Here is a 24445-nt window from a genome sequence, read left to right as displayed (position 1 = left end):
ACACTCCCTTTCACCGGACAACTACTATTTTACAGCTACCAGGACGCAAGCCTGAACCTGCTGAAGACCAAGGTCCTCTATCTGTTTAAGCAGTTCCTCATCATAAGTCCCGGGCTGCAGCCATACATATTTTATTCCAAGCCTTGCGGCTTCTTCAATAACAGGTCTTCCCCTTTTTGGAGAAACCACCATGTCTATTACCTCCGGCACCACGGGCAGAGCTGATAAAGCACTGTAGCAGATATCCCCCTCTATGCTGTCATACTGAGGATTGACAGCATAGACCTCATACCCTTTTGACTTCAGCTTTCTGTATATCCTATTTCCATATTTGGCCTGATCCTGATTTGCTCCTACCACGGCCCATATTTTTTTCTCCAGCATTATTTCTTCAAGCATTATTGCCTCCTCTTTAAAAACCGGTTTTCCAACTTCCTGTTATAAACAATTGATGTTTTCAAATAAAGTATTCCATATATTATATTATTCCATGAATGTAGATATAAAAACAAGGTATTTCCATTTAAAACGCTATATTGACATAATATTATGTTTTCGTAACCATATCAGTGATGAAAGCATAAAATAATCTGTAAGTATTTCTCAAACATTGAAGGAGGTTGACCTCATGCCAAATGATTGGTCCAATAAGCCGTATATGCAAATGATGAATCTCCCTCAGCAATATGAGCCGATGATGGAAATGCCACAGGAGCAGTTGGAATCAATGTTTCCAAGATGCTACTATATTATCTATCCTGAAGTATGCCGTCACTGTGACAGATTGGTGTCTAAAAAGGGGACAATGTATACGCCCAGCCGGCAAGAACTTGATAATATAGTTGATGATATAGATAACAGAGTCGGTCAGGACGTTGAATCTGAATATGAGGATAATGATTATTCGGGAAATGTGGAAGCCATGAATATCTCTGATAACCCCAAAGAAAGCGGCAGGCAGTTTGGAGGCTTTCATGGAGGAAGAAGACGTTTCCGCCGTGATTTGATTTCCATTGTCCTTCTGCGCGAACTGATGAGACGCCGCCGCCGTCCACCTTACGGCTATGGCTATGGTTATCCCGGCGGAGGCTACGGCTGGTATTATTAAAATCTTTTAATTTTATTTTGGCGTCAAATAATATTGGCGCTTTTTGTTTTGGGTGAAGCACAACGGACACTCATTATTAATATAATAAATAAGAATAACCAGGGTTTATATTTTTGTTGTGACTTATATAAGCAAAGGACGGGAGAACGTATGCAAGCAAACATGGTTCCTGCCGGACGGCACAAACTGCCGCCCCTTCCCTATACCTACAGTGCACTTGAACCTGTTATCAGCCGGGAGGCCTTAACCATTCATCACGATAAGCACCATAAAGCCTATGTAGATGGCTTGAATAAGGCAGAAGTGAATCTTGAACAGGTAAGAAAAAGCAATAATTATGAGTATATAAAGTATTGGGAAAATGAGTTGGCCTTCAATGGCTCAGGACATATCCTGCACAGCATTTTCTGGACTGTCATGGCTCCGCCGGGTATGGGCGGAAGTCCGGGAAACAACCTGCTCTATCACATCTTGGAATATTTTGGTGATTTTAATTGGTTTAAGGAGCAATTTAAGTCAGCGGCAGAAAAAGTCGAAGGTTCTGGCTGGGGAATATTGACCTGGCAGCCATCCTGGAACCGGCTGGAAATATTGCAGGCTGAGAAGCATCAGAACCTTACACAATGGAGCGGAATTCCCATACTGGTGTGTGACACCTGGGAGCACGCCTATTATCTCGACTATCAGAACAACAGAAGAAAATATATTGATGCGTGGTGGGACTTAATAAACTGGTATGAGGTGGAAAGAAGGCTCACTATGGCTATGAATGGCCAGGTGGTGCTTACAATGGGGTAATTTTACCCTTGGACTAGTGCCGGATTTATTCCGCATCAGCACCGGAAAAAAATAATCAGGCCCGCTAATACAGCGGGCCCATGCTTTGTGTATAATTATTATGTCTCAAATTAACGAGGTTGAATATAAAACTTAATGGCTGTTCTCTCTTCCCCATCAATGTTCACTTCAGCAAAAGCTGGAACTGCAACAAGATCGATTCCATTAGGAGCAACAAAACCCCGTGTGATGGCTATGGCCTTGACTGCCTGGTTTACTGCACCGGCACCAACTGCCTGGATTTCGGCATAATTATTGTCGCGCAATACTGCGGCCAATGCTCCAGCAACAGATTTGGGCTGCGAATTAGCTGAAACTTTTAGAACTTCCATAAATACATCCTCCTAAAAAATGCTTTAATTAAAAAACAAAAAATAAATTTTCTATCTATATATTACTATTCTATATATTACTGCAAATTCCTTCTTTTTACATTTGGAATTTTAGATAAACATTACCGCCCAAAATTGTCAATATTTCACATTAAATTCATTAATATTATCATTAACTATAACTTTTATGCTACTTATGTTGAAATCCGTCATTAATTTTTGCAGGTTTTCTCTCTTTTGTCCTATAATATTTGATATATTTTTTGACTTGCACTGGATTACGACCTCTTTAAGATCGGACAAATTTTTTTCTCTGAAAAACTGTTCAAGTCTGTTTCGCATCAGCCTGGACTGGACCAATTGCCTGAAGGCCGGATGAAAGGGCCCTGCAATAACTTCCCCCTCCCGGCTTATACTTTCTGTAGGCTGAAGTCCGATCCTGACCACATTAATATTGTTCTGTTCATACATTTCCAGCAGCTCTGCAGAAATATCAACTGCCTCTTCCAGTCCGAGGGGAGTATATTTCCCTGCCAGATACAGTTTTTCCAAAAAAGTATCCCTGATAACCAGCGTAGGATATATTCTGACAATTTCCGGAGCTATTTTTACTACCTTTTCAGCAGTTTCCAGTGCCTTTTGCCTTGTATCCCCCGGCAATCCCAGCATGGTCTGTATCCCCAGTGAAAAGCCCCTGTCCTTTATAAGCCTTGAAGCCTGCACTACGGCATCAATATTGTGACCCCTGTTACTGTTGTTGAGAACCTGTTCATCAAGGCTTTGGGCCCCAAGCTCTATTGTCCTGACCTGATAGGCTGAAAGAAAATCCAATATGCCGGTATTTATATAGTCAGGCCTTGTTGAAAGTCTTAGCTGTTTGACCCTTCCCGCTTTTATATAGCTGCAGCCTATTTCAAGATACCATTTCTGCTCTTCCTGTGATATACCTGTAAAACTGCCGCCATAAAAACCGATTTCTACAAAAGCATCACCTACGGTATTCAGATGCTCTTCTATTGTTTTTCTTATTTCTGCTTCACTTGTTTCACCGCTCTGGCCGCTTATGGTTTTCTGGTTGCAGTAGATGCAATCAAAAGGACAGCCCTTGTGCGGAACAAATACAGGTATTACAATATGCCTTTTAATTTTTAACACTCCTTATCAGACCTGGCCTGCAGCTTGCTCCGAAAGCTTGTCCAGAGCATCTCTGGCCGCGTTTTGTTCAGACTCCTTCTTTGAACGGCCGCTCCCCTGCCCGCAGATAACATCGTTTATTTTTATTTGGGTTACAAAAGTCTTATTGTGGTCAGGTCCTTTTTCGTCAATAACAGAATAGGTTATCTGCTGATCACCTTTTTGCTGTATTTTTTCCTGGAGCTGTGTCTTGTAGTCATAGAACAGCTTTCCCTGCATGCTGTTTTTGATGATATCCTCCATGTGCTTGAGAATAAATGCCTTTGCCGTTTCAAAGCCTCCATCCATATAAATAGCTCCGATAAGGGCCTCATAGGCATCTGAGAGGATGGAACTCTTGCTGCGCCCTCCTGAAAGCTCTTCGCCTTTTCCAAGGAGCAGCAGCTCCCCCAAACCTATATCCGCCGCACACCTTGAAAGAGAATTTTCACAGACAATCTTGGCTCTGGTAACAGTCAATTCTCCCTCAGGCAAATCAGGATATCTTTTGTACAGATGCTCACTTATTGTCAGGCTCAATACAGAGTCTCCCAGAAATTCAATTCGTTCATTATATTTAAGCTTCCTGGCTTTTTTCTCATTTGCATACGAACTGTGGGTAATGGCTGTTAATACTGTTCCTTTATCCTTGAATACATAATTTATCCGCTGTTCAAGGGCTGGAATATTGCTTGTCTCGTTATTAGTATCGCTGCTCATTATATCCTCCGACTACGATCACCGCATTGTCTTTCCATGCAGAAATATTTTTGTAAAGACAATAAAAAATAAAGGTGGGAAATATCCCATCCTTTATTTTATACTTTTATATGAAAATCATCAATATTATTTATTTTAGGATATTATTCATATTTTTTCAGACACAGAGTTGCATTGTGACCGCCAAAACCAAGTGAATTTGACAATGCATACTTGATGTCGGCTTTTCTTCCCACGTTTGGCACGCAGTCAATGTCACATTCAGGGTCCTGGTTCTGCACGTTTATTGTAGGTGGCAGGAAGCCTTCCTTGAGAGCCATTGCAGTTGCAATAGCTTCAATAGCCCCGGCAGCTCCAAGCAAGTGACCGGTCATGGACTTGGTTGAACTCATTGCCAGATTTTTTGCATGGTCTCCAAAAACCCTTTTAACTATATTTACTTCTGTAGGATCATTCAAAGGTGTTGAAGTACCGTGAGCATTGATATATCCAACCTGCTCAGGCTTTATTCCGGCATCGTTGATAGCCATGTTCATGCTTCTTACTCCGCCGTCTCCTTCCGGATGCGGAGCAGTAATATGATATGCATCACAGGTACAGCCGTAACCGACTACCTCTGCAATTATATCGGCACCTCTCTTAATAGCATGTTCCAATTCTTCAATTATAAGAATTGCAGCACCTTCTCCGGGTATAAAACCGTCCCTGTCCTTATCGAAAGGTCTGCAGGCGGTGTTGGGATCAGGATTTTTTGTCATGGCTCCCATTGAACAGAAACCAGCAAAGCTCATGATTGTAATACAAGCCTCTGCTCCGCCTGTAATCATTACATCCGCATCTCCGCGCTCAATAACCTTGAAGGCATCACCTATGGCATTGTTTCCTGTTGCACAGGCTGTTACCACACACTCGTTAAAGCCTCTGAAACCATATTCTATGGCTATTCTGCCTGCTGCCATGTTTGAAATCATCATTGGTATGAAGAAGGGGCTCACTCTTCCGACACCCTTGTTCCTCATTACATCGTGCTGTTCTTCAAGAGTTTCAAGTCCACCAACGCCTGAACCTACTATTACGCCGCATTTGTCCAGGTCAAGGCTCTCCAGATCAAGTTTTGAATTCTCAACAGCCATTTTGGCCGCAACCATGGCAAACTGGTTGTATCTGTCCATTCTTCTTGCTTCCTTTTTATCAATATATTGAGAAGCATCAAAGTCTTTTATTTCAGCCGCTACCTTTGTTGAAAGGTTTGAAACATCAATTCTGGTTACTTCGCTTATTCCGTTTTTTCCTTCTTTAACAGCACCCCAGAATTGTTCAGCTCCCATACCTAAAGAAGAAACAACACCAGCACCTGTAATAACTACACGTCTGCTCATAACTTAACCTCCATATATTTACTTTAATAATTTTTATTTTGGATCTATATAAATGCCGTATGAACAACGGACTATTTGTTCAAAAAAAGTCTCTAAGGAATTTTATTTGATGTATTTTGAACCGTGTTAACCTTAAGCTGCATAATACTAAAAAAAGTCCCGCATTTGGGACTTTTTTTTAAGTATTCTTTTGAATGTATTCAACAGCATCACCAACTGTAGTGATTTTCTCAGCTTCATTGTCTGGAATCTCAAGGTTGAACTCTTCTTCTAAAGCCATTATCAACTCAACTATATCAAGAGAGTCAGCGCCGAGATCATCTATGAAAGAAGATTCCATTGCTATATCGTCTTCTTCAACGCCCAACTGTTCAACAATTAACTTCTTAACTTTATCGAAAACCATATATTCACCTCCTTCCAAAGGATGGTTTTATAAATTGCTACTATCTGTATATGCACCGAAGCACATATGTGCTTATATAGTACGCAATTCAAATAAAATTTAGCCAGTTTGCTTAATTTTAACAAGCAGACACATGCTAATATTATTACATAACTAGCCCACCGTCAATATCTATTACCTGTCCGGTGATATACCCTGCCTCGTCCGAAGCCAGAAAAGCTACAACATTTGCCACATCTTCCGGTGTCCCAAACCTTCCGAGTGCAATTTTTTCAAGATATTTCTGCTTCAAATCCTCAGGCAATATTTCCGTCATGTCGCTTTCAATAAGACCGGGTGTAACAGCATTGCAGGTAATTCCTCTGGGCGCCAGTTCCTTTGCGGTGGTCTTGGTCAAGCCTATCATACCGCCCTTTGACGCCGAGTAATTTGCCTGCCCCGGATTTCCGTAAGCGCCGGCAACAGAAGAAACATTAATTATTCTGCCGTACCTCTTTTTTATCATTAATTTTGCAGCAGCCTTGGTGCAAAGAAAACAGCCCTTAAGATTAATGTCCAGAACGGTGTCCCAATCGTCCTCAGACATCATCGCCATTGGCTTATCCTTGGTTATACCGGCATTGTTTATTAAAATATCAACGCCTCCAAAGGTATCTACTGCTTTTAAAATCATATTCTTAACATCCTCTGCATTCCTCACATCCCCGACAATTGCAGCAGCCTTTATTCCCTTTGCTTCAAGTTCGGCAGCAGTATTAAAAACCGTCTCCGAGGTTCCTGTGAGTACTACATTTGCTCCCAAAATCCCAAGCTTCTCCGCTATGGCCTTTCCAAGCCCTCTGGAGGAACCTGTTACAATGGCAGTCTTTCCGTCAAACCTCATAATTCAAACACCTCCACACCTGATAATTTTTAAAGCCTGTGGGATTTGTCATCCGGTAAAGTCTTTCGTAAAATTACCTGGTTAATTCCTCCAGGGTTGCATTGAGGCTGTCGAGGTTTTCTACATTAAGCACCCTAACGTCCTTGTTTATTTTTTTTACAAAGCCGCTGAGAACCTTGCCCGGTCCAATTTCTACAAATGTGTCCACACCCTGCTCCAACATGGTCTTTACACAGTTCTCCCACAATACCGAGTTGCTGACCTGGTCAACCAATGTAGCCTTTACCTGTTCCTTGGCTGTTACGGATTCTGCTGTAACATTAACAACCACCGGTATTTTAATATCATTTACAGTCACTTTATCAAGCTCTTCAGCCAGCTTTTCACCTGCAGGCTTTAACAGACTGCAATGGAAGGGCGCGCTTACAGCTAACATCATTGCTCTCTTTGCACCTTTTGCCTTGCAGATTTCATTTGCTTTTTCAACTGCTGCAACATCACCGGCAATTGCAAGCTGACCCGGGCAGTTGAAGTTTGCAGGTGCACACACTCCCAGAGAGGATGCCTCCTTGCAGCTTTCTATAACAGCTTCATTATCAAGGCCTATAATAGCCGACATTGCACCCACTCCAACAGGAACTGCCTCCTGCATGAATTTTCCTCTTTTTCTTACAAGAGCCACCGCATCCTTAAAGCTAAAAGTGCCTGCCGCCACATGTGCAGCGTATTCTCCAAGGCTCAAACCCGCTACGAAATCAGGCTTGATTCCTTTTTCAAGCAATGGCTGCATGCATGCTACGCTGGTAGTAACTATGGTCGGCTGAGTATTTTCAGTAATTTTCAAGGTTTCGTCATTACCGTTAAAAATCATTTCCTTTATATCGAAACCCAATGCTTCAGAAGCTTCTTCATAGATAGCGTCAGCACTCTTATACTCGGCAGCGATGTCTTTTCCCATACCCACATACTGGGCTCCCTGTCCGGGAAATATAAAAGCTAATTTGCCCATACAAACCTCCCAATCAAATTTTTTTATTAATGAATATTAATAATTCAAACTATTTTGCCCACTTAACAGCTATAGACCCCCAGGTCAAACCGCCTCCGAAGCCAACCAGAACCATTTTGTCGCCTTTTTTGAACTTTCCGGCCCTGTTTGCTTCATCAAGTGCAACCGGAATGGATGCCGAGGAAATATTTCCGTACTTTTGAATTATATAGTGGAGTTTTTCATCGGAAACGCCAAGTTTCTTAATAGCTCCGTCAATAATTCGTGTATTGGCCTGATGAGGGAAAATATAATCCAAATCCTCCACAGACATACCCAAGTCTTCCAACACCTTTACTGTGGCAGAAGACATTGCCTTAACGGCAAATTTGAAAACTTCCGTGCCATCCATCCATATTGAATTAAGCTTGCCGTTTACCCTTTTTTCCTTTTCTGCAATGTCAAGATACAGGTTTGGTATGGTGATATTCATGCCGGCAGTTCCATCCGAACCAAGGAAGGAATTCAATATCCCGCTTCCTTCTTCCACTTCACCCAGAACTACCGCACCGGCGCCATCACCAAAAAGAACGCAGGTATTCCGGTCTTTCCAGTCAATAATCTTGGAAAGTCCTTCACAGCCGATTATCAAAGCATGTTTGAACATACCGTTTGCAATGAACTGCTGTGCCGTAACCAAACCGTAAATAAATCCTGTGCAGGCTGCATTTATATCAAATGCAGTTGCATTTACCGCTCCGATTGCTCCCTGAACAATGCAGGACGATGAAGGAGTCATGAAATCCGGGGTTTCTGTGGCCAGTATTATCAAATCTATATCTCCGGCCTGTAGGTTTGCATTATCCAATGCTCTTATTGCCGCCTCTATTCCAAGCTTGTAGGCAGGCTCATCGTCTCTTAGAATTCTTCTTTCTGAAATTCCAGTTCTTTTTAAAATCCACTCATTAGATGTCTCAACCATTTGCTCCAAATCACTGTTTGAAAGCACTTTTTCGGGTAAACAACTTCCGGTTCCCAGTATTCCAATGCTTTTAGTCGATATCGTCTTCAGAGGGCTTCACCTCCATATTTTTGAATTGATCTTTGATTTCATCAACAATACCATTTTTTATCAAAGGTATTGTTCTTTTGAGTATAGCTGTTCTGATAGTTTTGGCTTTTGAAGACCCATGACTTTTTATTACCAGGCCATTTATCCCAAGAACCGGCGCGCCTGCAAGTTCATCAGGATCAAATCTGTCTCTGAAATCCTTAAAGAACGGCTTTAACAAAAGGTAACAAATTTTCGTAAGTATATTTGAAGTAAATATCTTCTTCAATTCCTTCAAAAAGAAGGAACCAACTCCTTCATACAACTTCAGTGCAACATTTCCCACATATCCGTCACAAACAGCAACGTCGACATCGCCGCTCGTGATATCATTTCCTTCTATATTACCAACAAAATTGACAGTTGATTCCGACATAAGTCCAAAAGCCTGCTTAAGAGTATCATTACCCTTCCCGTCTTCGGACCCTACATTGACCAAGCCAACTTTGGGGGTGTCGAGTTTGAACAGCAGTTTCATGTAAATGGAGCCCATTATACCGAACTGTAAGTAGTTCAGAGGCTTGCAGACAGTATTCATGCCTGCATCTATTATAAGACACATGCCTTTTTCAGTAGGTACGAGCGCAGGCATTGATGGCCTGTCAATACCCTTCATCCTGCCGGCAACAAGCAGAGATCCGGTCATAAGAGCGCCTGTATTACCAGCAGACAAGAAGGCGTCTCCCTTTTTTTCCTTTAAAAGCTTGAGTCCCACCACCATTGATGAGTCTTTTTTATTTCTGATTGCCTTTGTAGGAGTATCTTCACCTGTTATTATTTCAGTAGCATTTACAATTTCTATCCTGTCTTTGTCATATACCTTTTTACTTAATTTTTCCTTTATAATTTCACTTATTCCAACAAGAGTTACCATAAAATCATCTTGTTTCTGCAACGCCTCGATACAGCCGTCTATAATTGCGTCAGGGGCGTTGTCGCCTCCCATGGCGTCCACAATAACATTTATCATAAATATAATTCCTCCAAGAATTGAGACAACCGGTATTTTTTTAATCCCTAACGGATTGACCTATTGGGTTGTTCTTTCATTACTTTTGAACTGTAACAAGTATAAACTTACCTCTGAATACCTCAACATTTTTCTCGTATATCTTAACCCAAACAATAAACCGGTTCCGCTTCGATTCCTTTACTTCAGCCTTTGCAACCAGCTTGGCGCCTGAGTATACGGGAATCTTATACTTTATATTTGCTATTCCAACCAATGCGACCTGTGCATCAATAACAGCAATAGCAAGTGTCTCCGCAAGAGAATAAATATAGTGTCCTCTTATAATATGCGTCTTTTCAAAAGCCATCGAACTGTTGGTTTCCATCAGCGAGATGGCACTCTGTCCAAGCTGCAAATCTATCAGCTCACCGATAAATTCCTTGCCTTCTATGGATTTCAGCTTTTCCTGATTGGATTCTGCAACATGCTTGATTCTTTCCCTGAGTTCAGGAATACCTAGTTCCAGTCTGTCCAATCTGATTGTCGGTACACTTACCTTAAAAAAATCAGCTAATTCTTCATCTGTAAGAAATGGGTCATACTTGATTTTTTCAAGTAGAATTTTCTGTCTCTGTTGTTTTTGTGAAGACGATCTGCTCACTAACAACCTCACCCCTTATTAATAATTAATTATTATAATTATTACCAGATACTAATTGCTGATAACAAAATTATATATTAACTTTATTATTATTGCAACTATTTTCTAATAATATTACTTTAAGCTTAAATATTTCAAACCTTTATAATCTTACGCAAATCACATTTTCAGAGTTTTATGACGGGAATTTTCCCGGTGGGCAAATTGGGAAAAGTCAGTAAAGGCATAGATTTCTTATACTATAATGTGCCTTTAAAACCAAGTGTTAAACGAAAGATACTTTTTTACAAAATGAATAGCCGCAAAATAATTACGGCTATGTGACGTTGATTTCTATTTACATATCGTCAGGCTTTATTACTTTTATATTTTTTGCGAAGAAATCAATACCTGAATATATGGTCACTATTACTGCTATAAGCATTAAATAGGCATCTATTTTTATATCGGTTACCAGGGAAAAGGGGAAGTTGTTCAGCAGTGCCACTGAAACCGCCACTGTCTGACAAACCATCTTTATCTTACCCGACTTGTTTGCGGCAACCACCTGCCCTTCTCCCGCCGCAACCAATCTCATACCTGTAACCAGCAATTCTCTGGATATAATAATCATTGCAGCCCAGCCCGTGACCACATCCCGCTGTACAAGGGCTATAAGTGCTGCTGTAATCAGCAGTTTGTCGGCTATTGGATCAAGAAACTTGCCAAATGCAGTTATAAGCTTGCGCTTTCGTGCAATATAACCGTCAACTCCGTCTGTGCTGGCAGCAATAATAAACAGAACCGCTGCAACATAATTTCCGTAGCTGTTGATAAATTTATTGATACTGAGCATCTCATTCTTGAGAAATGACAACATAGGCAGATTTACCGTCGCATCCGGTATTGGTATTACAAAAATCATGAATATCGGAACTAAAGCTATTCTGGAAATTGTTATTTTATTCGGTAAGTTCATTTAAGACCTCTCCTATCAAATCGTAATCTTCTGAATTTAATATTTTTACCTCGACAAAGCATCCCGCATCCAATGGTTCCGGGCTGGTAAAATATACAGTCCCGTCGATTTCAGGAGCTTCCGCATATGTTCGTCCATAATAGAATATACCATCATCCGCAATCCCGTCAACAACAGCTTTATAAACTTTTCCAATTCTGCTGGCATTTATTTCTGAACTTACTGCGTTCTGAAGTTCCAATATTATTTTTTGACGCTTCAGCTTAATATTCTTTTTTATCTGGTTTTTCATTTTTGCTGCCGGAGTACCTTCTTCCTTCGAGTAAGTGAATACTCCCAGTCTGTCAAACCTGAACTCCTTGACAAAATCCGTCAACTGCCTGAAGTCCTCCTCACTCTCACCCGGGAAACCTACAATAAGGGAAGTTCTGATTACAATACCGTCAATCCTTTGTCTGAGCTTTGCAAGTGCTTCCCTGATATGCTCTCCGGTTCCCCTTCTCCCCATCAGCTTCAGTATGTTGTCGGAGGCGTGCTGCACAGGTATGTCCATATATTTGCAGACCTTCGGATTTGAAGCAATTTCCGCTATCAAAGTATCGTCTATTTCTTCCGGATAGCAATAAAGCAGTCTTATCCACTGGATTCCGCTGATTTTGGACAGCTCTCTTATGAGTTCAGGAAGCATTTTTTTGCCATAAAGGTCTATGCCATACCTTGTTGTATCCTGAGCAACCAATATTATTTCCCTTGGCTCCATTTTCAGCCAGAACTGCTGCTTCTCTGACCAGAGCTTCTATTTTTCTGCTCCTGTAAGCACCTCTCAAATACGGGATTATACAGTAGGTGCAACGGTTATCACAGCCTTCCGAGATTTTCAGATAAACAGAATGTCTCTTTGAAGCAATTATCCTCTCTTCATCCAGATAATCTGTTTCACTTAATTTTCCATAGGCGACAATCTTTTCTCCCTCATAGGCCCTGTTTATAACTTCCGAGATTTCTTTATAATTCCCCGTTCCCAATACCGCGTCAACCTCCGGTATCATCTCCAGAATCTTTTCTCTGTACCGCTCGGCCATACAGCCTGTGACTATGAGTATTTCACAGCCGCGCTTCTTTTCTTCCGCCATCTCAAGTATGGTATTGATGGACTCCTGCTGGGCCGACTCTATGAAACCGCAGGTGTTTACAATAAGTACGTGGGCATTTTCCTTCTCATTTACTATTTCATAGTCCGCGTGTTTCAGCATGCCCAGCATTATCTCGCTGTCAACCAGGTTTTTCGGGCATCCCAAGGACACTATCCCTATTTTTTTATTCACCTATTACACTCCTCAAATTTTTATATGATTTTCTGTAACAAAAAATATTTCTACATCTACAGCTAAAATTATTTAATAATATCTTTGAATTGTCAAGTCAATTACTATCGGCTGAAAGCCGATAGTTAGGGTTATGGTCTAAAGCCTCCTGAAGTACAGACTCTTTAAAACCCAAACCGTTGAAACCTTTAAATAAAATACCTGAAAGCACCTATTCGCCTGGAACGCAGGTTTCAACAGCAATTGACTTTATGGCCAGGGAGAAATTTAATTATATTTACATAACAAAATCCAAATAAACATACAGCAAAATAAAAACTCCTTTATCAGCAGTGAACTTAACTTTTGCTGTATGAAAGGAGTTTTTATTTATTCATTAATTTTTTATGGCTTTTAAAAACAATTATTAATATAAATTCATTTCAAATCTCAATCTCAACGGGTTCTTTAACAAATGTTGAAGTTTCCCATATTTCATTCCGCTGCTCCTCAATATGATCATTTGCTTCCAGCGGAACTTTAAAATACTTTGCAGTTGCACTTACAGCAATCTCTCCGCTCTTTAAGAATATCTCCCCTTCACCCTCATAGATTCTTCTGGTGTCTCTTGTAATCCGTCCCATTGCTCTTAATTCCTCATCCAAAGGAATAGGCTTATGAAATCTCAATTTCAGCTCGATTGTAACACCCCATGCATTTTTATCTTTTATGTATATTGCCCTTCCGATGGTTTCATCCAATAATGCCCCGGCTATACCCCCGTGCATTCTGCCGGGATAGCTCTGATGCTCCTGTCGTGGCACACATAAAGCAAGAACCTGCCCATCATCCAATTCATAAAAAGTAGATTTTAAACCAAATTCATTTTCACTGCCGCATACTGCACACATCTTTCCAATCTTTTGTTTCTTTAAAATCTTATACTTCATAGAATTTACCTATCAACATGATTCCTTTCTTTATTAATGCTTACATTTTTCCTGTTCCATACTGCTTATAGCAATATGTCTTCCTTTCCTTGATTTTTAGAGCTAAAATTTTATTGCCAACACATTAATGTATTATACGAATAATAACATTATTTCCATTATTTTGCAATTATTAGTTTGAATATTGCCGATGCTACCCTTTTATATCTTTCATTCTTCTGGTAAAAAGCTGCTGATTGCTTTTGAAACCTGGCTGTAGCTGAATCCCCTGCCGGTTAAAAAAGCTTTCATTTTTTGAATCAATTTGTCGTCAAAGTAAGTGAATCTGGAGTACCTTTTTCTTAAAAGCTCCAGTGCCAACCGGCTTTCATCCAATGCACATTCATCAAGGGCAGTCTCAATAATATTTTCCGGTATTCCCCGGCGGCTTAACTCCATGGCCAGCAGTCTGGAAGCTTTAGGTTTCAGCTTTGTTTTTTCGGAAATATATTTGCGGCTATAATCAAGATCATCTATATAACCTATTTCCCTGAGACTCTCAATAACCCTCTCAACAACAACCTCCTCATAACCCATATCAAATAACCTTTGGGACACCTCCCAGGAGCTGCGCAATTTCATGGCCAAAAAGCTCACTGCTGCACTTCTTGCTGCAGCATAAACTTCAGTATCCAATATATAATTCAAGGTTTCCTCTGAAAGGGAACTGCCTTCCTTCAGCTCCAACAACTCAATCCTTTTTTTGGGGAGGCTGAAGGAAATATTATTATCCAATAATACAGTACATACTGAAGAAACCTTCTGATTTTTTTCAATGGAAATGATTTTCATAAGAACACCTCTGAAATTCCGAAAAGGCATACCTCAGAACAAAGTAAAATGCTTATAGGCTTTGCTCAGGTATGCCCTCTGATTTAACACTATATAAATACCCAACTCAATAACTTATCATAGTACAACATTTGGATTTGGTAAATCCCGGCACATAATTTGGGTATATTTTTTTGAACTACATCGTTGTCGAAAAGAACAACATTAGTGTTCTTGATTGGAATAAAGCAATTATTCCGCACTCCTCCGCCTTGTATTTACAAAAAATCTCCTCCAAATTTATGCACCCTATTTATCGAATGTTGTACTAGTCCAGCTCTTCTTCTTCAATCGCCTCTACTGCTTCTACTGCAGCAGGAGCAATAGTCAGACTATTTCTGACAAGCTTTTCTATCTCCATACACATGGCCGGATTCTCTTTAAGAAACTGCTTGGCGTTTTCCCTTCCCTGACCGATACGCTGTCCGTTGTAGGAGAACCACGCGCCGCTCTTATTTACAATATCACTGCCCACAGCTATATCAAGAATACTTCCTTCCCGGGAAATACCTTCTCCATAAACTATGTCAAATTCTGCTTCTCTGAAAGGAGGCGCTATTTTATTCTTCACAACCTTTACTCTTGTCCTGTTTCCTACAACCTCATTTGATTGTTTTATGGCTTCTATTCTTCTGACATCAAGACGTACTGACGAGTAAAACTTCAAAGCCCGTCCGCCCGGAGTGGTTTCCGGATTTCCAAACATGATGCCTACCTTTTCACGAAGCTGATTTATAAATATGGTGGTTGTCCTGGATTTGCTTATAACACCTGCAAGCTTGCGGAGTGCCTGGGACATGAGTCTAGCCTGAAGCCCCACATGAGAATCTCCCATTTCGCCGTCAATTTCGGCTTTTGGAACAAGTGCTGCAACAGAGTCCACAACGATAACATCTATGGCACCGCTTCGAACCAGCGCCTCGGTTATTTCCAACGCCTGTTCGCCCGTGTCAGGCTGGGATACTATCAAATTGTCTATATCAACCCCAAGTTTTTTAGCGTAAACAGGATCAAGGGCATGCTCCGCATCAATAAACGCCGCCTCCCCGCCTGCTTTTTGTGCTTCGGCAATAATATGCAATGCCACGGTTGTCTTACCTGAAGATTCAGGTCCATATATCTCAACTATTCTTCCTCTGGGAACTCCGCCAACACCAAGTGCAATATCAAGGCTCAGGGAACCGGTAGGAATAACTTCTACATTCATATGCGCATTCTCGCCCAATTTCATAACGGCACCTTTGCCAAATTGCTTTTCTATCTGGCCAAGAGCCATTTCCAATGCTTTTTTCTTTTCCAACATGGGGTGACCTCCTCAAATTTTAAGAACACTTGTTCTGTTTTTATTATATAGATTTCTACTTTCCAAGTCAACTAAAATATTATTTTTTCAGGAATCCTGCAAGCCGTCCCAGATATCTGTTCTTAAAGGCCACGGCTTCTTCAACCTTTAAAAGCATGGTACAGCCAAAATAAACCGCCGCACCCACCACTATCTCAACAGCCAGCACTGAGATTTCAATGATTTTTGAATGCATGGAATAGGTCTGTGTAAAGTCCACGGGTATCAGCCTGTTCAATGCGAATATTACAAGCCCCATAACCGCCGCTGCCTCCAGCAGCTTTACAGAGTATCTCAGCAATACTTTCCAATGCATTCCGTGCATTCTTTTTGACAATATGTACATCATTACGGTCATGTTTACAATGCTTTGTATTGAATATGCCAGAGACATGCCTGCCGGTCCGAAACCGGCCCTCTGAAACAGCGTGCAGAAGATAAAATTGAGTATTATGGCAGCAGTACCTGCATACAACGGAGTTTTGGTATCATTATTTGCATAGAAGGCTCTATTAAGTATTGCAAGCATGGATTGAGCAAGCATGGCCGCCGTAAAAAGCAGGAGAATGCTTCCCGCCGTTATTATCCTCTCCTGGTCAATGTTTGAAGACCATTTGTAGACCACACTGATAACGGGTTTTGGAATGACTGCAAAAGCCATGGCAGAAGGTATTATCAGGTAGAGAATGGTTTTAAAGGCGCCGTTGAGGATATTCTTGAATTCATCCACCTGCCGCAGGGCCAATTTCTCAGACAGGGTGGGCAGCAGTGCGGTTCCCAGGCCCATAGCAAAGATTCCGTAAGGGAGCTGCCATATATCATTTGCATTATAATATGCGGTAATGCTCCCTTCATGCCTGAACAGGGAAATAAAGTTAAGGGATATGAGTATGTTTATCTGAACCACGGCTGAAGCTGCCAGGGATGGTATGGCAAGTCCGAACAGTTTCCGGAAGCCGGAATGCCCCAGCAGCAATCCGGGCTTGTAATACTTGAAATTCGGTAATGCAAAGGATATCTGAATTATAAAATACATCACGGCGCTGGCAAGTACTCCAAAGGCCACAAACCTGACACCGAAACGGCTGAGTATCAATATGCTCAGAGCTGTTCCCAGATTGTACAGAGAAGGACCGTAGGCTGCCGCAGCAAACCTCTGATAGGAATTCAGAACTCCGTTGGTCATTCCGGCAAGCATCATAAAGCCTACAGACGGAAACAGTATTCTTGTGAGATAAATAGTTGTCTCCCTGACTTCTCCTTCCAGCCCCGAAGCAGTCATGGAAACCACCCAGGGAGCAAAAATCACTCCAAGAGTGCAGACCGCCAGCATACTGAGAAAAATAACATTGATAAAGGTTCCCACCGCTTTCCAGCCGTCCTCTTCCTCTCCTCTGGCCAGATAGCCTGACAAGACCGGAATAAGGGCCGCCGATATGGCACCGCCAATAAGCAGGTTGTACATAAGGTCTGTGGTTCTGAAAGCCGCCAGCAATGAATCCGACTGGGAGGCAGTAAGCAAATTGTTTATCAGTATGGTTCTGATATAGCCTGTAATCCGGCTGACAACCAGAGAGGACATGACTATAATGGCAGCGCCGGTAATTTTTTTATTGTTTGAGTTCAAAATAACCTCCTCCAAATTTATGCACCCTATTCGAATGTTGTGCTAGCTGAGAAAATAATTGCAATATGATATAAAGCCTAGCCCTCAAGTGACGCATCCAACTCAATACCTGAAACATGCCGCCTTATCATATCAAATACATTGAGGGCGGTTACCGTTCTGATCCTGCTTCTGTTGCCGAACAATCTGAGTTCCTTGGTAAAGGTGCCTTTCTCAGAGGACAGCCCGATATATACAAGGCCAACCGGTTTTTCAGCCGTTCCTCCCCCGGGGCCGGCTATTCCGGTTACTGAAACTCCCATATCCGTCTTTAGCCTGCTTCGCACACCCTCCGCCATTTCACCTGCTGTTTGCCTGCTTACGGCACCATATTTCAGCAGGGTTTCATGTCTTACTCCGAGATACTCTTCCTTTGCATCATTGGAATAGGTTACCGCTCCACCCATAAAAACTGCCGATATTCCCGGAATATCAGTGAGCATCTGTGAGATTAGCCCCCCGGTACAGGACTCTGCCGCAGCAAGGGTAATATTGTTTTCAAGCAGAAGTCTTGCAGCTACCTGATCCAGGGTGAGATTCTCCTGGGAATACAGGCAGTTTCCTATTCTCCTGCCAATCTCTTCCACAACCGGCTGCAAAAGCACCTGCGGGTCCTGTCCCTTAGCGGTTCTTGCAGAAACCCTTATGGTTACCTCGCCTTCCTTTGCATAGGTGGCAATAGTCGGGTTTGTCTGCCGGTCAATCAAATCAAGGATTTTTGTCTCCAGGGCGGACTCCCCGATGCCAAACACCCTGAGATATCTTGACTCTATTGTGTAACTGCTCCTCTTTTCAAAATAAGGATAAACAAAGTCCTCAAACATGGGCTTCATTTCCGACGGAGGGCCCGGCAGCATGATAATAATCTTTTCTCCCTGTTCTATAATACATCCCGGTGCTGTTCCGTTATTATTTTTAAGTATGATGCTGTTTTCAGGCATATATGCCTGCTTTGCATTGTTTTGTGTCATTTCCCGGCCAAGTTTGCCAAAAAAACCCTTCATAGCTTCCAGGCTTTCAGTGTGAAGCACAAGCTTTCTTCCGCACACCTGCGATATGGTCTCTTTTGTGAGATCATCCTGAGTCGGTCCAAGACCTCCTGTTGTAATTACAACATCACATCTGCCCAGTGCCAGTTCAAGGCTTTCCTTCAGTCTCTCAGGATTGTCTCCCACAACACTGTGATAATACACGCCCACGTCCACCTGGGGAAGCCTTGAGGACAAATACTGAGCATTGGTATTTACAATCTGCCCCATGAGCAGTTCAGTTCCCACAGCTAATATTTCCGCTTTCAAAATATCGTCATCCTTTCACCCTGATCCGATTTTTCATGCAGCAAGTAATTATGTGCTTAAAACTGCTCTGATCAGTTCCTTAATATTATACCAACCTGAAAGGAAAAAGTAAGCTAATATATAAAAGATTTTAAAGTTAACTTAACCCTGGAATTACAAGTGACAGATATCCAAATATTTGAGGAGCCTTGTATAAAAGTCAATTTGTATCCCCCGTCCCAATTGATTGTATGGAAAATCTTTGATATTATTGTTGCAGAATAGTAGGATATTGTGAAGGATTAATTTATTTTTAGTTTGAGAGGTACATCATGAATAAACAGGCAGCTTCACATATTTCAGAAAGGGCTTGCCCCTCCATTTCTTATCGAATCAGAAAAGAAATATTTCATGAAGATATTACAAAGCCTGATATGCAGGCATTACAATCTGAAATCCTTAACGAGTCAGAAATTTTGAGTATATTTTCACTTAAAAATCAGGATGGCTGGCTTGGAGGCTTGTTTCACGGCGTTGATGAACCTGAATGCAGCATAAGATATCTTATGGAAAAGGGAGTTGAACCAGGTCATCCTATTATTCAAAATGCTTTAAATGCGATTATTGCCAGAGGTGATAAATTTGATGAAGGCAGCATGTATAGAGTCGGAAAACCATTGGACAGCTTACATATCGGTGGTTCTAAATTAATAAAGGCATGTGTTTTCGCTTACACAGGAAATGAGAATTATGATTTTGTCAAAGAACAGATTAATGAATCACTTGATGTATTTAGATATGTATGCGGTGTTGAGAGTATTGCAGATATATATTATGAATACAAAGATAAACTGGTATTTAAAAGTGGTGTAATGTGGCCATGTATATATCATTTGAGATTGCTTGCAAATACGGATAGCTGGAAAAATACTAAAAACCAGGAAATGATGGAGAAAGCTATTTCAAAGCTTACTGACTTATCACCCATCCCCAATGTTAAATTACTTTATAATCACCAGATTATTTCACCTGCTTCTGCATTTATGAATAATTTTAATGATAATATGAACAGTCTTAATGCAAAAGAATGGATGCTTTGGTTTCATCGGACAGAGCTAATCGCAAAGCTCGGTATAGCAGCAAGAATAAGTTCCATAAAAAGACAGATTGATTATGTCAATAATTTATTGAAGGAAAACGATGGTGTGTTTATTAAGAAGTTACATCATTACTATTTTACAAAGTGGACTCAATATATAGGTTTAGCACTTGAAGATAATTGGAAGTCTTCGGATAAAATAGAAAATGATTTAACATTCAGATGTTTACTGATTAATTCATATCTTTAGCTGGCAATCTTTGGGACACTCCGAATGAAAATCATATGCATCAATAATTATAACATATTATCCACATATTTCAAGTTATTTTGCTGTTTTTTATGGAACTATTTAAAAGCAGCGAAACCCGAGAGGCTTCGCCGCTTTTTCCACAATCTCCACCTTCGATAAAACCGACAGGGCTGATTTGGATTTGTCAATATTATAAATAACCGGCACAAATACGCCTGAGCAGATAGGCTTCCTGCCGCATTTAAGTCCCGAATGCCTCAGTTCTGACGGCCTTATGCCTGTCTGGCGCTTAAAGGCACGGGTAAAGGTATCGTAGCTTCCAAAACCATACTCGGCTGCTATATCAGTCAGTTTTTTTGAAGTAGATACTATTTCAAGTGCACAGTTGGCAATCTTTCTTGCTATGGTACCCTCTATTAACAATGTATAATACGTTTTTGAGCGGCGAATTTACCCTTCGGCTATGTTGAAGCCGTTTGTAAGGCACAAAGCCTTCCTTCGCGTCTTCAACATAGCCGCAAGCCAAATTCTCTCGCTCAAAAATCTCCGACCTCACACCGAGATATTTTGGCAGTTTTCGAGGCGGATGGACGCAGCCTTGCTGATGCAAGGCAAGGACGACAACAAAGAAAAGTGGCAAAATAGCCGGTGTGAGGCGTGTTATACATTGTCAATAGAGGGTATACTGGGACAACGGTATATTGGTCTTTTTCCTGAATATTTCCCTGATATGCCGATAAGAAAAATTCAGGGATTTTTCCAGTTCCTTAAATTCCAGTCTTTCCTTAATCCGCTTTTCTATAAAGGTAATTATTGCGCAGGTTTCTGTGAAATAATCCAAATTTCGCCCTCCTTTTGATTTTTATTCCGGAAGTGATTTTATTATATTATAAAAGATATATCCTTGCTCGACGTTTTTGACATTCTTTGCAGTATATCTGATTTTAAGACTACTACCAAATTTATCTGAACCGTTGTATAATACTTCTATGGTTTTAAACTATTCAAATACTTTCAGGAGGAATTCATATGAAAGCACTCTTTATAGGCGGCACAGGTACAATCAGTACTGCTATTTCTTCTGCTTTGGTCAGACAAGGCTGGGAACTATATTTGTTAAATCGAGGGAATAATAATGACAGGGTTCCCGAAGGTGCAAAAGTCATTAAGACTGATATTAATGACGAGGCAGGTGTTGCAGCTCTTATTAAAGATCTCTCTTTTGATGTTGTGGCAGATTTTATAGCCTTTGTCCCTTCACAGGTTGAAAGGGATATAAGACTGTTTTCCGGCAAGACAAAGCAGTATATTTTCATCAGCTCCGCCTCTGCTTATCAAAAACCTCTTTCCGACTACAGAATAACAGAGTCCACTCCCCTGGCAAATCCCTATTGGGAATACTCCAGAAATAAAATTGCCTGCGAGGAGCTGCTTATCTCAGAATACCGCAAAACAGGCTTCCCTGTGACTATTGTACGACCAAGCCACACTTATGACGACCGCAGCATTCCTCTTGGTGTTCACGGTGATAACGGCAGTTGGCAGGTTGCGAAAAGAATGCTGGAAAACAAGCCTGTAATAATACACGGAGATGGCACCTCCCTATGGACACTTACCCATAACAGTGATTTTGCAAAGGGCTTTACAGGCCTCATGGGAAATATCCACGCTGTTGGGGAAGCTGTTAACATAACCTCCGATGAAAGCCTGACCTGGAATCAGATATACGAAATAATAGCTTCAGCTCTGGGTGTAAAGCTGAATGCCGTGCACATTTCCTCGTACTACCTGGCTGAATGCAGCAGCTATGATTTTACCGGTTCTCTGATTGGTGACAAAGCCAACACCGTGATTTTTGACAATTCAAAGCTGAAAAGGCTTGTTCCCGGCTTTAATGCCACCGTGCGCTTCGATCAGGGCATCAGAGCATTATTGGACAATGTACTTTCTCACCCCGAGCTTCAGAAAGACGACCCGGAATTTGACCGCTGGTGTGACAATGTTATAGAAAACTATAAAAATTCAATCAAAAAGCTTTGATAAACAGTGCTGATAATAAGTTCTGATAAAAGGCAATGGCATTGACAGATAAAATGTAATTTTTTCAAGTGCTCCGAATCCACCATACGCAAATGCATTGTCCGCCAAAGCCTTACCTTCCAGCCGGACTTCCCGTTTCCGTATGGTGAATCTGACGCACTGATATATTTTTACCGATTATTTAAAGCCCGGCCTCGCCGGGTCAAATACTTTGTCCACATCAAACAAATCCTTCATCAGTTCCGGCATATGAAACATTTTGTAGCCGTCCAGGTCAAGCCTTTCCATATATGCATTATCCTTATATAATATGTACGAGGGCTGAGGTCCCACACCGCAATATACATTGAACCCCCGGCTTACTATGTAACGCTGCCTGGCATCGTTCTGCCTGAAGGTTGCTCCAAAAGGAGCTATGTATATATTGGTGGTTCCTACTATACTTCCCACTTCATTCATCCACTTATCCGTATCATATTTGAGATAATCCAAGGTTATGGTTCCTTCGGAAAATGTTCTTCTATGTGTGTAGCTATGACTTGCAAAAGCCCATCCTGTTTCCTTAAGCTTGTCAACTATGGGCACCACAGCGTCTCTTTCTTTCTGCCAGTCCGGATTGTTATGATTTGTACGATATCCGAGTATTCCTTCATAACCTGTTAATGCCAGGGTGCCTTTAGCTCCTTTAAATGAAAAATCAGGATACTCTTCAATGAAATTATTCAAAATGGGAACTACATCTCCATCCTTTGATATTATTTCGTCTCCCCGGGGAGTATTTATAAGTGATGCAAGCTTCCCGGCCTTATCAAGTACCAGCTTCTTGGCAAAACCATCCTTCTCCATATATTTGTAATAGCTCATATCGTCCACAGAAATAACCAGAGGCTTCTGACCTTCAGGAAGATATATATCCTGCCTGACCATTTTTCCCGAAGCATCAATTTTAAACAGGTCTCTCAGGTCAACAAGCGTATAGCCCCGTTCATACATTTCCTGTATCATCAATTTAAATTCCCTTACAGTAGTCATCCAATCGTTGTAGCCCTGCTCCATGGAATCCCCCGTAAAGCACAGCTCAGGGTAAACAATAAGGCTATGAAAAAACACATGATATATTTTGCCCTTGTAAATAATCAATTGCTTCTCCAGGTTCTCTGCCTTATCATTTAGTACCGAGATTTCCTTATCCTCGGGAAAATCCATCAAAGCCTTGCCCAATAACAAACTGGCCTTTATATAGTGAGTGTCCTTTATAAGTATTTCTGCCTCAGAAATAAATGCTTTTCTGGCTGTTTCTTTTGCGGGATTACTTTTGCCGTTGGGGGCAGAATTACTTTCAGGAGAGTTTTGTGCCAAATGGCCGGTACCGGCTGCTTTGGTAATGGAAGTTTGGGCCACAGGTGTAGTCCCGTCAGATTCAGCCGCCGGCATAAGAGTTGTAAAAAACAGGAGACTGACGGCAGTAATAATTACTATTATTGATATAACACCCAAGACTAAAATAAAATTGATTTTTTTACACATTTCCGTTTCCCCTTCTGCAGTTCTTAACATTGCTTATTGATATATCCCATAATTCCATATTATCCTACACAATAAAAAAAAGCCAGAGTTTTGGGCCTCCGGCTTCTTTACAATATTGTAATCTTTACTGGCAATAAACCTGTTGACTGGGTATGATAGTTATGTCACAGCTTGATAAGGTCTTCACCGCCTCCTCAGGCTTTTCGACCCTGATTATGACAAAAGCACTGTTTCCGTTTTTACCAACAAAAGCATACATATATTCAATACTGATATTATTCTCCTGAAGCACAGCAAGTGCCTTTGCAAGACCGCCGGGCTTATCCTCCACGCTTATTGCTATTACGCTTGTGCCGCTTACCGTAAACTCATTTTCTCCGAGGATTTTCTCAGCCTCTTCGGGTTTGTTTACTATCAGCCTCAGAATCCCAAAGTCGGTAGTATCAGCTATGGATAAAGCACATATGTTGATGCCGTTATCCGCCAGAGTTCTTGTTACATCCGCCAAACGGCCTGATTTGTTTTCCAGGAATACGGATATCTGTTTTACCAGCATGTTGTGGGCCTCCTTTTACTTAATTTATTCAAGAACTGCCATTATACATAATA

At 41.2% G+C, this 24445-nt stretch carries 25 protein-coding genes and 1 pseudogene; 4 read left to right on the top strand and 22 right to left on the bottom strand.

Features of this window, described 5'->3' with window-relative positions:
- Positions 1 to 24: 24 nt before the first annotated feature.
- Complete coding sequence (locus tag CLHUN_RS14815) at positions 25 to 399, bottom strand: CoA-binding protein (protein ID WP_080065410.1); 375 nt, start codon at positions 397 to 399, stop codon at positions 25 to 27.
- Between the two features lie 229 nt (positions 400 to 628).
- Between CLHUN_RS14815 and CLHUN_RS14810 the strand changes: the two genes are divergently transcribed.
- Both CLHUN_RS14810 and CLHUN_RS14805 read left to right on the top strand, forming a co-directional pair.
- Positions 629 to 1108: a hypothetical protein gene (locus tag CLHUN_RS14810; RefSeq protein ID WP_080065409.1), complete on the top strand. Its 480-nt coding sequence runs from the start codon at positions 629 to 631 to the stop codon at positions 1106 to 1108.
- 150 nt (positions 1109 to 1258) lie between these two features.
- Entirely contained in the window at positions 1259 to 1906 is a 648-nt protein-coding gene (locus CLHUN_RS14805) for a superoxide dismutase (protein ID WP_080065408.1), read from the top strand.
- Positions 1907 to 2016: 110 nt separating this feature from the next.
- Here CLHUN_RS14805 and CLHUN_RS14800 read toward each other — a convergent pair whose 3' ends face one another.
- The 17 genes and pseudogenes from CLHUN_RS14800 to CLHUN_RS14720 all read right to left on the bottom strand — a co-directional run bounded on the left by CLHUN_RS14800 (position 2017) and on the right by CLHUN_RS14720 (position 18938).
- Positions 2017 to 2277, bottom strand: a complete 261-nt coding sequence (locus CLHUN_RS14800; RefSeq protein ID WP_004620400.1) for a stage V sporulation protein S — start codon at positions 2275 to 2277, stop codon at positions 2017 to 2019.
- Positions 2278 to 2415: 138 nt separating this feature from the next.
- Positions 2416 to 3432, bottom strand: coding sequence for an elongator complex protein 3 (locus CLHUN_RS14795; protein ID WP_479692031.1), 1017 nt, complete (start codon positions 3430 to 3432; stop codon positions 2416 to 2418).
- Positions 3433 to 3438: 6 nt separating this feature from the next.
- On the bottom strand, positions 3439 to 4170 hold the full coding sequence (gene rnc / locus CLHUN_RS14790; protein WP_080065407.1) for a ribonuclease III: 732 nt from the start codon (positions 4168 to 4170) through the stop codon (positions 3439 to 3441).
- 143 nt (positions 4171 to 4313) lie between these two features.
- Positions 4314 to 5549, bottom strand: a complete 1236-nt coding sequence (gene fabF / locus CLHUN_RS14785) for a beta-ketoacyl-ACP synthase II (protein ID WP_080065406.1) — start codon at positions 5547 to 5549, stop codon at positions 4314 to 4316.
- 178 nt (positions 5550 to 5727) lie between these two features.
- Positions 5728 to 5955: an acyl carrier protein gene (gene acpP, locus CLHUN_RS14780; protein WP_080065405.1), complete on the bottom strand. Its 228-nt coding sequence runs from the start codon at positions 5953 to 5955 to the stop codon at positions 5728 to 5730.
- Positions 5956 to 6100: 145 nt separating this feature from the next.
- Positions 6101 to 6838, bottom strand: coding sequence for a 3-oxoacyl-[acyl-carrier-protein] reductase (fabG, locus tag CLHUN_RS14775; protein ID WP_080065404.1), 738 nt, complete (start codon positions 6836 to 6838; stop codon positions 6101 to 6103).
- A 73-nt stretch (positions 6839 to 6911) separates the two neighbouring features.
- Positions 6912 to 7847, bottom strand: a complete 936-nt coding sequence (gene fabD, locus CLHUN_RS14770; protein WP_080065403.1) for an ACP S-malonyltransferase — start codon at positions 7845 to 7847, stop codon at positions 6912 to 6914.
- A 49-nt stretch (positions 7848 to 7896) separates the two neighbouring features.
- Positions 7897 to 8898, bottom strand: coding sequence for a beta-ketoacyl-ACP synthase III (locus CLHUN_RS14765; protein ID WP_080065402.1), 1002 nt, complete (start codon positions 8896 to 8898; stop codon positions 7897 to 7899).
- Entirely contained in the window at positions 8879 to 9907 is a 1029-nt protein-coding gene (gene plsX / locus CLHUN_RS14760) for a phosphate acyltransferase PlsX (RefSeq protein ID WP_080065401.1), read from the bottom strand. Before plsX ends, CLHUN_RS14765 begins: the two co-directional genes overlap by 20 nt.
- A gap of 79 nt (positions 9908 to 9986) precedes the next feature.
- Positions 9987 to 10550: a transcription factor FapR gene (gene fapR / locus CLHUN_RS14755; protein WP_080065400.1), complete on the bottom strand. Its 564-nt coding sequence runs from the start codon at positions 10548 to 10550 to the stop codon at positions 9987 to 9989.
- A 337-nt stretch (positions 10551 to 10887) separates the two neighbouring features.
- Positions 10888 to 11508, bottom strand: a complete 621-nt coding sequence (gene pgsA, locus CLHUN_RS14750; protein WP_080065399.1) for a CDP-diacylglycerol--glycerol-3-phosphate 3-phosphatidyltransferase — start codon at positions 11506 to 11508, stop codon at positions 10888 to 10890.
- Positions 11492 to 12770, bottom strand: a pseudogene (rimO, locus tag CLHUN_RS14745) (30S ribosomal protein S12 methylthiotransferase RimO). The gene pgsA and the pseudogene rimO overlap by 17 nt, the downstream one beginning before the upstream one ends.
- A gap of 485 nt (positions 12771 to 13255) precedes the next feature.
- Positions 13256 to 13762, bottom strand: a complete 507-nt coding sequence (locus CLHUN_RS14740; RefSeq protein WP_080065398.1) for a PaaI family thioesterase — start codon at positions 13760 to 13762, stop codon at positions 13256 to 13258.
- A 210-nt stretch (positions 13763 to 13972) separates the two neighbouring features.
- A complete protein-coding gene (locus tag CLHUN_RS14735) occupies positions 13973 to 14593 on the bottom strand; it encodes a regulatory protein RecX (RefSeq protein WP_080065397.1) in 621 nt (206 codons plus the stop codon).
- 307 nt (positions 14594 to 14900) lie between these two features.
- Complete coding sequence (gene recA, locus CLHUN_RS14730; RefSeq protein WP_080065396.1) at positions 14901 to 15935, bottom strand: recombinase RecA; 1035 nt, start codon at positions 15933 to 15935, stop codon at positions 14901 to 14903.
- Between the two features lie 79 nt (positions 15936 to 16014).
- Entirely contained in the window at positions 16015 to 17601 is a 1587-nt protein-coding gene (murJ, locus tag CLHUN_RS14725) for a murein biosynthesis integral membrane protein MurJ (RefSeq protein ID WP_080065395.1), read from the bottom strand.
- A 77-nt stretch (positions 17602 to 17678) separates the two neighbouring features.
- Complete coding sequence (locus tag CLHUN_RS14720; RefSeq protein ID WP_080065394.1) at positions 17679 to 18938, bottom strand: competence/damage-inducible protein A; 1260 nt, start codon at positions 18936 to 18938, stop codon at positions 17679 to 17681.
- A gap of 311 nt (positions 18939 to 19249) precedes the next feature.
- On the opposite strand from CLHUN_RS14720, the gene CLHUN_RS14715 reads away from it, so the two are divergent.
- Positions 19250 to 20266: a hypothetical protein gene (locus tag CLHUN_RS14715; protein ID WP_080065393.1), complete on the top strand. Its 1017-nt coding sequence runs from the start codon at positions 19250 to 19252 to the stop codon at positions 20264 to 20266.
- A 102-nt stretch (positions 20267 to 20368) separates the two neighbouring features.
- Here the strand turns inward: CLHUN_RS14715 and CLHUN_RS14710 are convergent, their stop codons facing one another.
- Both CLHUN_RS14710 and CLHUN_RS22150 read right to left on the bottom strand, forming a co-directional pair.
- Positions 20369 to 20692 carry a helix-turn-helix domain-containing protein gene (locus CLHUN_RS14710; RefSeq protein WP_242656527.1) on the bottom strand — a complete coding sequence of 108 codons (324 nt, stop codon included), beginning with the start codon at positions 20690 to 20692 and terminating at the stop codon, positions 20369 to 20371.
- A gap of 247 nt (positions 20693 to 20939) precedes the next feature.
- On the bottom strand, positions 20940 to 21110 hold the full coding sequence (locus tag CLHUN_RS22150) for a hypothetical protein (RefSeq protein WP_165755765.1): 171 nt from the start codon (positions 21108 to 21110) through the stop codon (positions 20940 to 20942).
- A 188-nt stretch (positions 21111 to 21298) separates the two neighbouring features.
- On the opposite strand from CLHUN_RS22150, the gene CLHUN_RS14705 reads away from it, so the two are divergent.
- Positions 21299 to 22309 carry an SDR family oxidoreductase gene (locus CLHUN_RS14705; RefSeq protein ID WP_080065391.1) on the top strand — a complete coding sequence of 337 codons (1011 nt, stop codon included), beginning with the start codon at positions 21299 to 21301 and terminating at the stop codon, positions 22307 to 22309.
- Positions 22310 to 22486: 177 nt separating this feature from the next.
- Here CLHUN_RS14705 and CLHUN_RS14700 read toward each other — a convergent pair whose 3' ends face one another.
- Together CLHUN_RS14700 and CLHUN_RS14695 are read right to left on the bottom strand one after the other, a co-directional pair.
- On the bottom strand, positions 22487 to 23836 hold the full coding sequence (locus tag CLHUN_RS14700) for a polysaccharide deacetylase family protein (protein WP_080065390.1): 1350 nt from the start codon (positions 23834 to 23836) through the stop codon (positions 22487 to 22489).
- 124 nt (positions 23837 to 23960) lie between these two features.
- A complete protein-coding gene (locus CLHUN_RS14695; RefSeq protein WP_080065389.1) occupies positions 23961 to 24392 on the bottom strand; it encodes an ACT domain-containing protein in 432 nt (143 codons plus the stop codon).
- Between the last annotated feature and the right edge of the window lie 53 nt (positions 24393 to 24445).

The sequence above is a fragment of the Ruminiclostridium hungatei genome, from assembly GCF_002051585.1.
In the GTDB taxonomy this organism is placed as follows: Bacteria; Bacillota; Clostridia; order Acetivibrionales; family DSM-1351; genus Ruminiclostridium; species Ruminiclostridium hungatei.
The sequence above is the reverse complement of the archived record's forward strand: the minus strand, read 5'-3'. Positions and strand labels throughout refer to the sequence as shown.